Here is a 12957-nt window from a genome sequence, read left to right on the forward strand (position 1 = left end):
GCCGGTAGTGGTTTTACGAACCGTTCCGATTGTAGACGTATGGATACGGGCGACGATCGCCACGAAAACGCCGGGCAGGACGTAATCGCCGTCGACGCCGCAGACACCGAACAGGGACTCGTCAACCGCCTCGAGGCCCACACGGGCGAGGGGATCCGCCATCGGGCGTTCACCTCGCTCGTCTTCGATCGAGACGACAACATCCTGCTCGCCCAGCGTGCGCCGGGGAAACGACTGTGGGGAACGTACTGGGACGGCACCGTCGCTTCCCACCCCGTCGAGGGCCAGACCCAGGAGGAAGCGACCAGAGAGCGACTCGAGGAGGAACTCGGAATCGGTCCGGATCAGTACGACGATCTCCGGGTTACCGATCGGTTCGAGTACAAGCGATACTTCGAAAACGAGGGCGTCGAACACGAAGTCTGCGCGGTCTTGAAACTGACCGTCTCGGATAGGACGCTCGAGCCGGATCCCGACGAGGTTGCGGGGCTGATGTGGGTCCCCTACGAGCGCTTGCAGGACAATCCGGAGTGGTACCGCCAGCTCCGGCTCTGTCCGTGGTTCGAGATCGCGATGCGTCGCGATATGCAGTAGACGAACGAGCGAACGGATGTTCTGAAAACGGCCGAACTTGTAGAGGGACGTTCTCGTCTCGATTCTGGTATCACGCTCCTGAATATGACATACTACTTCTATGTGTCATACGCTAACAAGGTTTATAACACCCCCGTCCGTACCGTCGTCTGTGGGCCGACGAAATCGGTCCGATATCGAAATGAGTTCCTCGCCACCAACAACCGAGACGTACGAAGTTGATCTCTCCCGAGGCGAACAGTGGGTCGTTCACGACGTGGTGGCACGCCGTGTCGACGACGCCATCGACGACGAGGATGTCCCGCCCGCCTGGGCGCTCGAGGTCGTCGAAACTATCGAGTCCGACGGGAAGACGTTCACCCGCGAGCAAGTCAACCGAACCTACGAGATCGTAACGGCGTATATCGAAACGCCGGAGACACCAGCGTCGGAGGTCGATACCGGCGAATCCGTGCTCGAGCAGTTCGAAGGTGCCCTCCCCCAGCTCGCGAACGAGTAACGCCGCTGCAGCCGCCCGTTTTTGCGGGCTGGTCGTCTTATGCTCGCGTCGTCGCCCAGACGGCCGTCGTTGCAAGGATGACCGCCGGAAACAGCGGCAAAATTAACAGCGCGAACCGGTACCCGACGTCGAGCGGCCAGAAAACGATCGCGAGCGGCGAGATGATGAACGCGTAGACGATAACGCCGACGAGTATCCACCCGCGCAGGCCGAACTCCCGGTCTGCGGTCCCGGGATGGTCGGGATCCTCGAGCCACTCTTCGTCCGCCGGTTCGTCTGCCGTGGATCCGTCGTCGAACTCGGACGGATCGTGTACGTATTCGCTGTCGTCGCTCGAGGTCACACGTTGGTCTTTCGAGCGGGTGATAAAAGTGCTCACGGTTCCGGGTTCGATTCGCCTGCAAACGTCCCGGCCGCGGATCGACTCCCGAGCGGACGGATTTCGACGGGCGAACCCGTCCAGTTGTCTATTGTACCTCGTCGGGTTGGAGGCCAGCGTTTTACCCGCCTGCGGGCGAACGTGATGGTATGACTACAGCGGGCGAGGCGGAATCCTCGAGCGATGGATCGGATTCGAACGGCGGCATCGGCGCTGCCGTCGTCACGATATCTGCGAACGGAACCCTCGAAGAAGACGAGGCTGGCGAAGCGATCGTCGAGGCGTTCGAAGCTGCGGGTCACGAAATTGTCACTCGCGAGTTAATCACGAGCGGCCACGACAACGTCCAGTCGAAGGTGTCTCGGCTCCTCGATCGCGACGATGTCGACATCATCGTGACCGCGGGCGGCACCGGCATCGGCCCCGACGACGCGACCGTCGAAGCCGTCAGACCATTGCTCGAGAAGGACCTCCCGGCCTTTGCCGACCTGTTTCACTTGCTCGCTTACGACGAGGTCGGGACGGCCGCCGTCACCAGCCGAACGCTCGCCGGCGTCGGCGATCAGATCCCCGTCTTTTGCTTGCCGAACGATCCCACCGCGACGCACATCGCGGCCGAATCGATCATCGTCCCGGAGGCGAGTCGATTGACCGCGCTGGCGACCGGAAACGGTCGCGAAAAATGAGTCCTCCGCCGTTTTGCAGGCTTCCTGACACACGATCTCGAGCGGACAGGCGGCTGGTAGGTTCAAGTCGCTTCGCGTCGAGACGAGCGTATGGTACCGGATCCCTCCAACCACGACGCCAACCGCACTACGAGTGCCGGGAACGGCTCCGAACGCCATGGTTCGAGTACCGGAAACGACCTCGAACGCCGCGTTTCGAGACCCGAAACCGAATCCAGTTACGGAATTCCTGAGGACGAAGCGGGCACCCTCCCGTGGTCGTTCGTGACCGATCGACTGGCTTTGGACGAACTCTTCTGGGTGGCTACGACCGGCCCGGACGGCCGGCCGCACGCCCGTCCGGTCTGGGGCGTCTGGCTCGATGGAACCTTCCACTGCGGCGGCGGGGACGGTGCTCGTTGGGTCCGAAACCTCGAGCGAAACCGCTCGCTCGCGGTCCACACGGAAGACGCGGAATCAGTGGTCATCATAGAGGGCAAAGCGGAGAAACTCACCGCGGCGGAGACGGCGCAATCGCGACTCCAGCGGATCGACGACGCTTACGAGAGCAAGTACGGCGTCCGACACGGAACGCCTGTCTTCGCAGTCCGTCCGACGACCGTGCTGGCGTGGAGCGACTACCCGACGGACGCCACGAGGTGGCGTTTTTCCGAGCGGCCCGCAGACGAGAACTCGGCTGGCAACGAGTGACCGCCCGCACGCCGAGAAATACCAATCCTGAACTCGCTCGACGTACGAACCGGTATCATGACCACCCCGTCCAAACAGGCGATTCGCGAACGCGTCTGGGACGATCTCGAGGAAAGCGGCGAAGCCAGGTTTCCGTTTCCGCCCCACGGTCGCATTCCGAACTTCGCCGGCGCGAGCGAGGCGGCCGATCGGCTGGCAGACCAACCGGAGTGGCAACAGGCTGAGACGATTAAGGCAAATCCCGACGCGCCACAGTTGCCGGTGCGCCGACGCGCCTTGCGCGAGGGAAAGACCGTTTACATGGCCGTTCCCAGACTCCGTTCCGAACGGTGTTTCTTGCGACTTGACCCCGACGAACTCGAGGATTACGACGAGGCGACTACCGTCTCGGGATCGTCGAAACACGGCGTCCAAGTCGGGCCCGAGGACGTTCCGGAGATTGACTTGATCGTCTCCGGCAGCGTTGCCGTGGGAACCGACGAACAGGGCGCAAGTTCGGGCGCGCGAATCGGAAAAGGCGAAGGATACAGCGACCTCGAGTACGCGATTCTTTTCGAACTGGATCTCGTCGACGATGAAACTCCGGTGGCGACGACCGTCCACGAACGACAGTGTGTCGACGACGAGATTCCCATCACCGACCACGACGTTCCGATGGACCTGATCGTCACGCCCGACCGAGTGTTCAAACCGGGCGGTTCCTCCGGGAGGACAGTGCCGTCCGGTATCGACTGGACGCTTCTTTCTGCCGAGCGACTCGAGGAGATACCCGTCTTGCGTCGACTCCGCGACTAATGCCGATCTGGAAGCGTTCGAAAACTGGTGTCCGGAGACCTGCGGTCACGCGGCCGCAGTGACCGTCCGGCCCGGACACCCGTAAACACAGACAACTCTCAGGATCCAATGGGTGATCCGTTGTGAGGATCCACGTCGGGACTCGTCGTCCCGACAGCCATCCGAAGCGCGATACGGGTGGTGCAGAGTGCCCGCATCGTCACGACGGCGTGGCAAGGTGGGGGAAGGGTGCTGTGGTGGGGTTGCTGGAAGTCACGGGTGCAAGGCGGTGGGTGCCTTTGTGTGGGTGTGCCCGTCGACCTCCACGTGCAACTATCGCCGTATCCCACTTCAACGATGGCGATGGTAGTCCCATCTTATCCTGAATTACCGCACAATTAACCACAGTTCAAACTGCCGATATCGGGTGATAGACTGTTTATATCGGTCGTATGTGCGTCGTATGCACGAATCTCGCTCGAGGATGATGACCGAGTGCTGCGATCGACTCAGGCGACCAGTTCTTCTGCGACCATCGCAGGTTCCATCAACGCGGGATCCAGCGCGAGATCGAGCTGTCCGCGGACGAACTCCGGTACCGAATCTCGCGCGTAGACGACGGTCCGGAGGTCGTCGTTCAAATCGAGCGCGATCGGGATCGTCGTCGACTGACCGACGTCGGTCAGCACGTACAGATCCGTCCCGACGATCCCCGCCTCTTCGAGTTTCGGACGGGAGAGGGTCCCCTCGAGCCGGGTGACGGAGACGCCTTCGGCCTCGAGCGCGTCGCCGAGGCCGTCCTCGTCCGGTCCGGCAATGATTGCGTCCATGCTCACTCGTACTCGATCGTCGCGGGTGGCTTGTGCGTGACGTCGTAGACGACGCGTGAAACGTTGTCGTTTTCACCGGTAATCCGGGATTGGATCCGCTGGAGCGTCTCCCAGTCGATCTCCTGGGCGCGAGCGGTCATCCCGTCGCGGGACTCGACCGACCGAACGGCGACGACCCAGCCGTGGACTCGGTTGTCTCCCTTGACGCCCGTCGCTTTGCCGATCACCGCTGCGAGGGCCTGCCACGGCTCGTACTCCTCGAGTTCTTCCTCGACGACGTGACAGGATTCGCGGGCGACCTCGAGCTTTTCGTCGGTAACCTCGCCGATGACCCGAACGGCGAGTCCGGGACCGGGAAACGGCATCCGCTCGGCGACGAGTTCGTCGAGGTCGAGTTCGCGGGCGACCTCCCGAACTTCGTCCTTGTAGAGGTCCCGGACCGGCTCGACGATGCCGTCGAAATCGACCACGTCGGGAAGCCCGCCGACGTTGTGATGGGATTTGATCCCGCCCTCGGATTCGATCCGGTCGGGGTAGATGGTTCCCTGTACGAGGAAATCGGCGTCGGCGTCTTTGGCCTCGCGTTCGAACTCCCGGATGAACTGCTCGCCGATCACCGACCGCTTCTCCTCGGGGTCGGTGACGCCCGAGAGCGCCTCGAGAAACCGGTCTTTAGCGTCGACGACCCGGAGACTGTCCATGTAGGAGAACGTCTCCCGAATCTGATCCGTTTCGCCTTTGCGCATCAGTCCGGTGTCGACGTACACCGGCGTCAGCCGGTCGCCGATGGCCTCGTAGGCTAACGCGGCGGCGACGGACGAATCGACGCCGCCCGAAAGCGCGATGACGGCGTTTTCGTCGCCGACTTCGGTTTCGATCTCTTCGATTGCTTCGGGGACGAACGTGTCTGTGTTTACCATCAGAAGGTCACCTCTTGTCCGCTCTGCGTGTCCGCATCGTCAGCACCAGCCTCGGATCCTGCGAGGATCGTCTCGACGAGTCCGAGAAACGGCGGGCTCGTGTCGCCGGGGCGGGAACTGTACTCGGGGTGGAACTGCGTGCCGAAGAAGTACGGGTGATCCTCGAGTTCGAGGATCTCCATCCGATTTCCTGCCGTTCCCGAGAACGAGAAGGGTTCGTCGGCGAAGTCCTCGAAGTACTCGGGGTTGACTTCGTAGCGGTGTCGGTGTCGTTCCGTACAGGACGTGTCGCCGTAAACCTCCTCGGCGAGGGTGTCCGACTCGATCCGCGTTTCGTGCGACCCGAGTCGCATCGTTCCGCCCATGTCCTCGACCTCGTACTGCTCGGGCAGGATGTCGATGACCGGATGGGGCGTCTCCGCGTCCATCTCGGCCGAGTGTGCGCCCTCGAGACCGAGCACGTTGCGGGCGTACTCGACGACCGCCATCTGGAATCCGAGACAGAGGCCGAGAAACGGCACGTCGTTCTCGCGAGCGTACTGCACCGCGTTGATCTTCCCCTCGGTTCCGCGCATGCCGAACCCGCCGGGGACGATGATCCCGTCGACGTCCTCGAGTTGTCCCCCGTGGCCCTCTGCCATCTCGTCGGCCGCGACCCAGTGGACGTTCACGTCGACGCCGAGTTCGAAGCCGGCGTGTTTCAGCGACTCGTGGATCGACATGTACGCGTCCTCTAAGTCGTACTTGCCGACGAGCGCGATGTCGACTTCGCCCGACTTTTCGGTCGTGACGACCTCGCGCCACTCCTTCGTTCGTTCGTCGGAGGGAAGCGCCTCGTCCTCGAGGTCGAACTTCTCGAGGACGAAGTCGTCGAGTCCTTCCTCTTCGACGACCAGCGGGACGTGATAGACGTCCTCGACGTCGGGGTTCGAGAACACCGCGTCGGTCGGGATGTCACAAAACAGCGCGATCTTCTCTTTGGTTTCGGGGTCGAGTTTGTCGTCACAGCGCCCGACGATGACGTCGGGTTGGAGTCCGATCGACCGGACCTCCTTGACGCTGTGTTGGGTCGGTTTGGTCTTCTGTTCGCCGTTTTTCGAGTAGGGAACGAGGGTGACGTGCGCGAAGAGGATGTCCTCGTCGTCTTCCTCGTGAGAGAACTGGCGCAGGGCCTCGAGGTAGGGCATGCCCTCGATGTCCCCGACGGTGCCCCCGACCTCGACGAGACAGACGTCGCTTCCCTCCGCGGCCTCTCGAATGCGGCGTTTGATATCGTTCGTGATGTGGGGGATAATCTGAACCGTCTTCCCGAGGTAGTCGCCCGATCGCTCCTTCTCGATGACGTGTTGGTAGGTCTTCCCCGTCGTGATGTTGTGATCGAACGTCATGTCGATGTCGAGGAACCGCTCGTAATTCCCCAGGTCGAGGTCGACTTCCCCGCCGTCTTTGAGCACGTACACCTCGCCGTGCTGGTAGGGATTCATCGTCCCCGCGTCGACGTTCAGGTACGGATCGATCTTCACAGCGGTCACGTCGAAACCGGCGTTTTTCAGGAGTCGGCCGGTGCTGGCGGCCGTGATCCCCTTGCCGAGTCCCGACATCACCCCGCCGGTGACGAAGATGAACTTGTTCCCCAGTGTGGGGTCATAATTAGTGTCCGAGTCCGTCGGCATACCGAGTGTGCGCGCGAGCGGTTGAAAACCATTTCGGGACGAAACCGTGTCCGACACGCGCTGTCATTCTGGGACGTGATACGTTTCCCGGCCGACCTCGTACGGTCGCTCCGACGCGGTCCCGTCTCGACGACTTCGCGCGACTCGAGGGGAGCCGATCGCGGAACCCGTGTAACCGCTCCCGACGGCGACGCAGTCGGTCCGGGGGCGGTCGATCGCCGTCGTCCGCGATCGTCGTCAGCGCCGACTCGAGGTGAGGTCGGCTACGGTTCTTCGTCCATCGTCGCCTTACCCTGCGGGTCGTCCTCCTTTGAGACCTTCCCTTCCGCCTCGTCCTGGGGGTTCAGGTCCTGCACCTCGACGATCTCGGCCTGTGCCATGTACTCGATGCCACCACCCATTCGGAGCTGAAGCGTCTGCCCCGGTAGATCCGGATCGTCCGCGTCCGTGTCCTCCTTCGGGACGGAGACGGCCGTCACCCCTTCGATCGTCACCTCGCGCTTCTGGATCGGATCGTCCTCGTACTCGACGGTTTCCCACGTCTCGAGGTCGAAATCGTCGATGTTCTCGCCGAAGTACTCCTCGGATCCCTTGTCGACCGTATCCGCGGTCTGGGACTCGCCGGTCGTCCGGTTGTCGTCGAACTGGACCTCCTCGTGTTTGTACTGCCGGAGATGCACGAGCATAACGCGACCCCACCAGAACGACCTAGTTAATTGTTACAGTGGAAGTGGCAACCACTTCATGAGCGGCCGTCCTCAAGGGGATCGAACGCGCTCGAGCGGGTGCCGACGCGCCCAAGCGCGACCGGCCGGACCTGCGCGAGCGAGACGCCGCCGACCGCGAGGACGAGGACACGGATAGAGTCCTCGAGCCCGAGAGCGAAGCCGACACCGAGTCCGAGAGCGAGACCGAACCGGAGACAGAATCGACGGACCCGAAACCGAAACCGAGACCGCGTAACCCCTTCGTGGTCGCCGTCGGGACAGCCGCCGCGGCGGCCGTCACCGTCGGCGGCAGTCAGTGCTGCAAAGTATCCGGTGGTCGTCGAACCCCGTATGAGCGATCTCTCCGTCACCGTCGACGACATCACGCTCGAGGCCACGTGGATCGACGACGCCCCCGAAACACGCCGGGCGCTCGAGCGCGAACTGCCGCTCGAGGGCGAGGCCGTCCGCTGGGGCGACGAACTGTACTTCGATGTGCCTCTCGAGGTGCCGCCCGAAAACCAGTCCGAGGAGGTCCCGGTCGGCGCGATCGCCTACTGGCCGACGGGAAGCAAGCTCTGTCTGTTCTGGGGGCCGACGCCGGCGAGTCGCGGCGAGGAACCGCGAGCGACGGCTCCGGTCAACGTAGTCGGCAGGCTCGAAGACGTTTCGGCGCTGTCGGATCTCGAGGGCGGCGCTCGAGTGCGGTTCGACGCCGGCAAGTGAGTTCCTACTGCCGAACGGCGGTAACTTCCCCCAGAAGCGAACGCTAGCGTACGAACAAAAGCGCGCACAGCGATTCGCTCGGTCAGGCGGATTCTCGGGAATCGAGACGATTGTTCACGATCATCGGCGCGATGACGCCGGCGAAAATCAGCACTCCCAGCAGCAGTTCGGACGGGAAATCGGTCAGCCAAAATCCGCCGTACGTGAGAGCGAGCGCGACTACGGCGAATCCACCGATCACTTTGTTTTCACGGGAGACCATACCCCAAATTCTCTCTCGACGTCACAAAATGATGTCGGGTCGTCGAGTTCTATTTCCCCCAGAACGGGTCCCGTTTGCGTTGTTTCTCGAGGTACATGTTCAGTGCCTCGAGTTCGTCGCCGGGAATCTCGTCGGTGAGTTCCTGCTCCAGAATCTTGGCGTGTTTCTCGGGGACTTCCATCCAGAGTTCGTCGCCTTCCTCGATCTGTCGACCGACGGTCGGGCCGTCGATGGCGACGGAGACGCGATTGCCGGCGCGAGCCTCGTCGACGTCCTCGCCTTGCTCTTGGATCCCTTTGACCTGGCCGACGCGTTCGGTCTCGTTGCCGTCCCAAGTGACGACGAAGTTGTTGTTCTGAATCGTTCCGGCGTTGACTTCGACGCCGACGACCGCCGGATCGTTCTGCCGGAAGGTGTGGTCCGGGAGGATCCGGAATCGCGCAGGCCGGGAGATGTTCTCGAGGATCGTATCCTGCTGGGCGCGCTCGAGTTCTTCGACGTGTTCGTCGTACTCCTCGACGAGCTGGTAGATGACCTCGTCGGTGAACAGTTTCACGTCGTCCTGTTCGGCCCGCGTCTTGGCGTCCGCGAGGACGTCGACGTTGAATCCGAGGATCGCCTGCTGTTTCGGGTCCTCGGCCGTCGACGCGACGGAGACGTCCCGCGGCGCGACGTCGCCGACTTCCGCGCTCACGATTGGAATCTCGGCCTCACCGAGCGCGTCGGCCATCGCTTCGAGACTCCCGAGGGTGTCGGCCTTGACGACGACCCCCTGCTCGTCGGTGTCGACCGCGATGTCGGCAAGTTCGGCCTGCACCTCTTCGATAACGTCCTCGATATCCCGGTCTCGGACGACCCGAACCGGCGCACCGGCCATCGCGTGCTCGAGTTCGGGCGCGGCGATCTTGATCCCCGAGGCGGCTTTGACCGCCTCGACCTTTTCGAATCGGCTTTCGGTGCGGATCTCGGCGAGCGGTCGAGGCTGCAGTAACGCACGTACGTCGGTGACGATCGGTTCGTTCGTTCCGCCGACGACGACGGTATCGTCGCTGCGAATCGTTCCGTCGTAGAGGACCGTATCGATGGTCGTTCCGAACCCTTTCTCCTCTTTGACCTCGAGGACGGTGCCGACGCCGGGGCCGGCGACGTCGATTTCCATCTCCGCTTTCATGTAGCGCTGGGAGAGCCCCATCATCACGGCGAGCAGGTCGGGGACGCCCTCGCCGGTCATCGCCGAGACGGGGACGACGCCGACGTTGCGCTGGAAATTCTGTACCCGCCAGTAGAGGTCGGCCGAGAACCCCTCGTCGCTCAACTCGCCGATGATCTCGTAGAGGCTCTCGTCGAGTCTCGAGGCGGCCCGATCCGACTGGGCGTCGTAAGTGTCGTTGATCGGCGTGTCCTCGTTCGGATTCCAGCCCGGGACGGTGTCGATCTTGTTCGCGGCGACGATGAAGGGCGTCTCCGAGCGCTTGAGGATATCGAGCGCCTCGATCGTTTGCGGCTGGAAGCCGTCGTTGACGTCGACGACGAGGATTGCGATGTCCGCGAGGGCACCACCGCGCGAGCGAAGCGTCGTAAAGGAGTGGTGTCCCGGCGTATCGATAAAGAGCAATCCGGGCAGATCGAAGTCGTCGGGGTCGACGAGTTCGCCCGCGATCGTCGAAATGACGTCTAGGGGAACGGCAGTGGCACCGATGTGCTGTGTGATCGCGCCGGCCTCGCCCTCGATAACGGCCGAGCCACGTATCTTATCGAGGAGGCTCGTCTTGCCGTGATCGACGTGCCCGAGGACGGCCACGATCGGCGTTCTGAGAGATGTGGGGTCGTGTGTGTCCGTGTCCGTCATGGTGAACCACCAGAGAAGGTCTTGGGTAAACGGTCCGTAGGACGGTAGTTAAACCCATCGTCACGACTCCGGTGTGGGGCCAACGGCCCCCAAGCAGTGTGGTATCAAGTACCCTAGCAGGTGCGGGATCAAACACCTCGATCAGTACGGGGCCGAGCAGCTCCATGCAGATGGGTATCCGAGCCCGGATACTCACCGACGATATGACGGACTGTAGCGATGAACCAGCACTGACGTGGGGATACCGTTACACGAGCGATTGTACCGGCATCCATGCACGGCCTCCATGGTATTTATTAGCGACTAGTCTGAACGGTACGGTATGAGCGACATACTCGCCGAAAACCTCTCGGGGAAGTCCGTCATGGGATCCGACGGAGTCGAACTGGGAATGCTCTACAACGTCACGATGGACATCAAATCAGGAAAGCTGCACGACCTCGTCATCGACCCCGACGAGGAGCTACCCGGCCACGCAGTCGATTTCGACCGCGACGACACTGGCCGGTTCCTCGTGCCCGTCAGCCGCGTCCAGGCCGTCAAAGACTACATCGTCGTCAAGCGCTAACGGTATGTACATTCTCGATTCCTCGGCTTTTATCCACGATTTTCACACGACAGAACAGTCTGCGACCATCCCGCTCGTCCGCGAAGAACTCGAGGACGAGAGCGCCTATCGCTACGACGCGATGGAGGGCTCCGGAATGCACATTCACATTCCGAACGAGGACACCACCGAGAAGGTCGAACGGGCCGCTCGAGAGTCGGGCGACTTCGAGACGCTTTCGGAAACGGATATCCGACTCGTCGCGGCGAGTTTCGAACTCGACGGCGTGCTCGTCACCGACGACTACGCGATGCAAAACGTCGCGGAGAAACTCAACGTCGACGTCGAAGTGATCGCTCGAGACGGCATCGAAGAACAGCGAGATTGGCTGTTCCAGTGTCAGGGCTGCGGTCGGGAGTTCGACGACGAGAAGGACCGCTGTCCCATCTGCGGGTCCGGACTCGCTCGTAAAAACCCGAGCTAATTCTCGAGCAGCGGCTGGATCCGGATCGACCGGTGACTGGCCGTCGGAGCCACACGGCCACCGCTGGAATCGGCGGTCTGACTCGAGCGGGCCGACTCGAGCGGGATTGACTCGAGCCAGTGTTGAAGAGCGCAAGCGATCGATCGTTGGCTGCTCTCGAGACGTCGAGGGCTCAAGAAAGGAGGTACGGGACGAACAACAGGGCGTTGTAGCAGCCGTGGACGAGTGCTGGGACGACCAGGTTGTCCGTCCGCTCGTAGATCGTCCCGAGGACCAGCGAGAGCGCGAAGACGCTCGCTAAACTGGCGAGTACTTCCCCAGCGCCCGCAGTCGCGTAGGCACCGACGTGAACGACCGCGAAGACGGTGCTCGCGACGACGATGGCACTGGGTCGAGAGAACGTTCCATAGAGAGACTTCTGGACGACGTTTCGGTACAGGAGTTCTTCGAACGGACCGACGATCAGTATCATCGCCGGGATGATGATGACGACGAGTCCGATGTTCTGTTCGACTGTTTCGGACAGACTGTGTTCTGCGGATTCGACGCCAGCGCCGGTCATGAGGACCGATACTGCGATGTTCGCGCCGAAGATCAGAAAGAGGCCGACGACCATCCACACCACCGTCTGGAGCGTCGGTGCCTTGATATCGATGTACGACAGGCTGTAGTCTCGAACCGCGAGATAGCCGAACGCAACCGTTCCGAGGCCGAGGCCGGTCGCGAGGTAGCTTACGAATTGCCACTGGAACTCGGTCAGTTCTCCGACCGCAACCATCATCGGTATCGAAACAACGACCGATGCGACCTGCATCGCGACTAGTCCGGCGAGTCCCAGGATTACCATCTCGAGGAAGTGTCCGGTTCGGCGGCTCAGTCCCGCACCCGAGACGCTGGCGTAGTCTGCGATCGCGACGCCCGCGGCGGCAAAACTCGTCACAAAGGCCCCGAAGAGCAGCGATATCGACCATCCGACCTCTGGTAAGATAATCGATCCGGACGTACCGAGCATGATCGCCGTCGCCGAGAGGATCACGACGAGGGCGCTCGAGGCGGCGGCGACGAGACCGCTTTGCTGGCGCTCGAGCACGCCGTGGCGTCTCGCAAGAAAGGCTACGACGGCGATGATAGCGAAGGCGCTCGCCCCCAGGACGGTCGGCTCGTCGACGCCCTGCCGAACGGGGACCAGGAGACATCCCATGGCGAGTGCGGTGACGATCGTTCCGACGGCCGGAACGACGTCGATACCACCCGGATCACCGTCTGCATCCGACTGTGCTGTCGTGCCCATACGTATTCTGTCCGGCGGATACACATAGGGCCACCGCATTCGGATA

General features: G+C 62.3%; 17 protein-coding genes. 8 read left to right on the forward strand and 9 right to left on the reverse strand.

Annotated elements, in window-relative coordinates; translation table 11 throughout:
* The first annotated feature begins 39 nt into the window (after nucleotides 1-39).
* On the forward strand, nucleotides 40-594 hold the full coding sequence (locus HALLA_RS03740; RefSeq protein WP_049952133.1) for an NUDIX hydrolase: 555 nt from the start codon (nucleotides 40-42) through the stop codon (nucleotides 592-594).
* A 151-nt stretch (nucleotides 595-745) separates the two neighbouring features.
* Nucleotides 746-1093, forward strand: a complete 348-nt coding sequence (locus HALLA_RS03745) for a DUF7853 family protein (protein ID WP_242406187.1) — start codon at nucleotides 746-748, stop codon at nucleotides 1091-1093.
* A 37-nt stretch (nucleotides 1094-1130) separates the two neighbouring features.
* Here the strand turns inward: HALLA_RS03745 and HALLA_RS03750 are convergent, their stop codons facing one another.
* Nucleotides 1131-1436: a hypothetical protein gene (locus tag HALLA_RS03750; protein WP_049952135.1), complete on the reverse strand. Its 306-nt coding sequence runs from the start codon at nucleotides 1434-1436 to the stop codon at nucleotides 1131-1133.
* A 185-nt stretch (nucleotides 1437-1621) separates the two neighbouring features.
* Between HALLA_RS03750 and HALLA_RS03755 the strand changes: the two genes are divergently transcribed.
* The 3 genes from HALLA_RS03755 (at nucleotide 1622) to HALLA_RS03765 (ending at nucleotide 3643) form a co-directional block, all read left to right on the forward strand.
* A complete protein-coding gene (locus HALLA_RS03755) occupies nucleotides 1622-2158 on the forward strand; it encodes a MogA/MoaB family molybdenum cofactor biosynthesis protein (RefSeq protein ID WP_049952136.1) in 537 nt (178 codons plus the stop codon).
* A gap of 90 nt (nucleotides 2159-2248) precedes the next feature.
* Complete coding sequence (locus HALLA_RS03760) at nucleotides 2249-2848, forward strand: pyridoxamine 5'-phosphate oxidase family protein (RefSeq protein WP_084568921.1); 600 nt, start codon at nucleotides 2249-2251, stop codon at nucleotides 2846-2848.
* Between the two features lie 57 nt (nucleotides 2849-2905).
* Nucleotides 2906-3643, forward strand: coding sequence for a 5-formyltetrahydrofolate cyclo-ligase (locus HALLA_RS03765; protein WP_049952137.1), 738 nt, complete (start codon nucleotides 2906-2908; stop codon nucleotides 3641-3643).
* 488 nt (nucleotides 3644-4131) lie between these two features.
* On the opposite strand, the gene HALLA_RS03770 is transcribed toward HALLA_RS03765, so the two are convergent.
* The 5 genes from HALLA_RS03770 to HALLA_RS03790 form a co-directional block, all read right to left on the reverse strand.
* Nucleotides 4132-4452, reverse strand: coding sequence for a DUF7126 family protein (locus HALLA_RS03770; RefSeq protein WP_049952138.1), 321 nt, complete (start codon nucleotides 4450-4452; stop codon nucleotides 4132-4134).
* 2 nt (nucleotides 4453-4454) lie between these two features.
* A complete protein-coding gene (gene guaA / locus HALLA_RS03775) occupies nucleotides 4455-5372 on the reverse strand; it encodes a glutamine-hydrolyzing GMP synthase (RefSeq protein WP_049952139.1) in 918 nt (305 codons plus the stop codon).
* Nucleotides 5372-7045 carry a glutamine hydrolyzing CTP synthase gene (gene pyrG, locus HALLA_RS03780; protein ID WP_049952140.1) on the reverse strand — a complete coding sequence of 558 codons (1674 nt, stop codon included), beginning with the start codon at nucleotides 7043-7045 and terminating at the stop codon, nucleotides 5372-5374. Before pyrG ends, guaA begins: the two co-directional genes overlap by 1 nt.
* Before the next feature lie 263 nt (nucleotides 7046-7308).
* A complete protein-coding gene (locus HALLA_RS03785) occupies nucleotides 7309-7731 on the reverse strand; it encodes a hypothetical protein (protein ID WP_049952141.1) in 423 nt (140 codons plus the stop codon).
* Nucleotides 7732-7787: 56 nt separating this feature from the next.
* Nucleotides 7788-8123 carry a hypothetical protein gene (locus HALLA_RS03790; protein ID WP_049952142.1) on the reverse strand — a complete coding sequence of 112 codons (336 nt, stop codon included), beginning with the start codon at nucleotides 8121-8123 and terminating at the stop codon, nucleotides 7788-7790.
* Between HALLA_RS03790 and HALLA_RS03795 the strand changes: the two genes are divergently transcribed.
* On the forward strand, nucleotides 8104-8478 hold the full coding sequence (locus HALLA_RS03795; protein WP_049952143.1) for a cyclophilin-like fold protein: 375 nt from the start codon (nucleotides 8104-8106) through the stop codon (nucleotides 8476-8478). The genes HALLA_RS03790 and HALLA_RS03795 overlap by 20 nt on opposite strands.
* Before the next feature lie 82 nt (nucleotides 8479-8560).
* Here HALLA_RS03795 and HALLA_RS03800 read toward each other — a convergent pair whose 3' ends face one another.
* Nucleotides 8561-8740, reverse strand: a complete 180-nt coding sequence (locus HALLA_RS03800) for a hypothetical protein (protein ID WP_049952144.1) — start codon at nucleotides 8738-8740, stop codon at nucleotides 8561-8563.
* Nucleotides 8741-8789: 49 nt separating this feature from the next.
* Complete coding sequence (infB, locus tag HALLA_RS03805; RefSeq protein WP_049952145.1) at nucleotides 8790-10589, reverse strand: translation initiation factor IF-2; 1800 nt, start codon at nucleotides 10587-10589, stop codon at nucleotides 8790-8792.
* A gap of 322 nt (nucleotides 10590-10911) precedes the next feature.
* Here infB and HALLA_RS03810 point away from each other — a divergent pair, with 322 nt between their 5' ends.
* On the forward strand, nucleotides 10912-11157 hold the full coding sequence (locus HALLA_RS03810) for a PRC-barrel domain-containing protein (protein WP_049952146.1): 246 nt from the start codon (nucleotides 10912-10914) through the stop codon (nucleotides 11155-11157).
* A gap of 4 nt (nucleotides 11158-11161) precedes the next feature.
* A complete protein-coding gene (locus HALLA_RS03815) occupies nucleotides 11162-11620 on the forward strand; it encodes an NOB1 family endonuclease (RefSeq protein ID WP_049952147.1) in 459 nt (152 codons plus the stop codon).
* A 172-nt stretch (nucleotides 11621-11792) separates the two neighbouring features.
* Here HALLA_RS03815 and HALLA_RS03820 read toward each other — a convergent pair whose 3' ends face one another.
* A complete protein-coding gene (locus tag HALLA_RS03820; protein ID WP_049952148.1) occupies nucleotides 11793-12911 on the reverse strand; it encodes a CPBP family intramembrane glutamic endopeptidase in 1119 nt (372 codons plus the stop codon).
* Between the last annotated feature and the right edge of the window lie 46 nt (nucleotides 12912-12957).

The organism is Halostagnicola larsenii XH-48, assembly GCF_000517625.1.
GTDB lineage: Archaea > Halobacteriota > Halobacteria > Halobacteriales > Natrialbaceae > Halostagnicola > Halostagnicola larsenii.

Excerpts from the sequence above, each read along its gene's own strand:
- HALLA_RS03785 (WP_049952141.1), bottom strand. The coding sequence starts at position 7,731 with ATGCTCGTGCATCTCCGGCAGTACAAACACGAGGAGGTCCAGTTCGAC.
- HALLA_RS03820 (WP_049952148.1), bottom strand. The coding sequence starts at position 12,911 with ATGGGCACGACAGCACAGTCGGATGCAGACGGTGATCCGGGTGGTATC.
- HALLA_RS03815 (WP_049952147.1), top strand. The coding sequence starts at position 11,162 with ATGTACATTCTCGATTCCTCGGCTTTTATCCACGATTTTCACACGACA.
- infB (WP_049952145.1), bottom strand. The coding sequence starts at position 10,589 with ATGACGGACACGGACACACACGACCCCACATCTCTCAGAACGCCGATC.
- HALLA_RS03810 (WP_049952146.1), top strand. The coding sequence starts at position 10,912 with ATGAGCGACATACTCGCCGAAAACCTCTCGGGGAAGTCCGTCATGGGA.
- pyrG (WP_049952140.1), bottom strand. The coding sequence starts at position 7,045 with ATGCCGACGGACTCGGACACTAATTATGACCCCACACTGGGGAACAAG.
- HALLA_RS03765 (WP_049952137.1), top strand. The coding sequence starts at position 2,906 with ATGACCACCCCGTCCAAACAGGCGATTCGCGAACGCGTCTGGGACGAT.
- HALLA_RS03755 (WP_049952136.1), top strand. The coding sequence starts at position 1,622 with ATGACTACAGCGGGCGAGGCGGAATCCTCGAGCGATGGATCGGATTCG.
- HALLA_RS03770 (WP_049952138.1), bottom strand. The coding sequence starts at position 4,452 with ATGGACGCAATCATTGCCGGACCGGACGAGGACGGCCTCGGCGACGCG.
- HALLA_RS03800 (WP_049952144.1), bottom strand. The coding sequence starts at position 8,740 with ATGGTCTCCCGTGAAAACAAAGTGATCGGTGGATTCGCCGTAGTCGCG.
- HALLA_RS03760 (WP_084568921.1), top strand. The coding sequence starts at position 2,249 with ATGGTACCGGATCCCTCCAACCACGACGCCAACCGCACTACGAGTGCC.
- HALLA_RS03795 (WP_049952143.1), top strand. The coding sequence starts at position 8,104 with ATGAGCGATCTCTCCGTCACCGTCGACGACATCACGCTCGAGGCCACG.
- guaA (WP_049952139.1), bottom strand. The coding sequence starts at position 5,372 with ATGGTAAACACAGACACGTTCGTCCCCGAAGCAATCGAAGAGATCGAA.
- HALLA_RS03740 (WP_049952133.1), top strand. The coding sequence starts at position 40 with ATGGATACGGGCGACGATCGCCACGAAAACGCCGGGCAGGACGTAATC.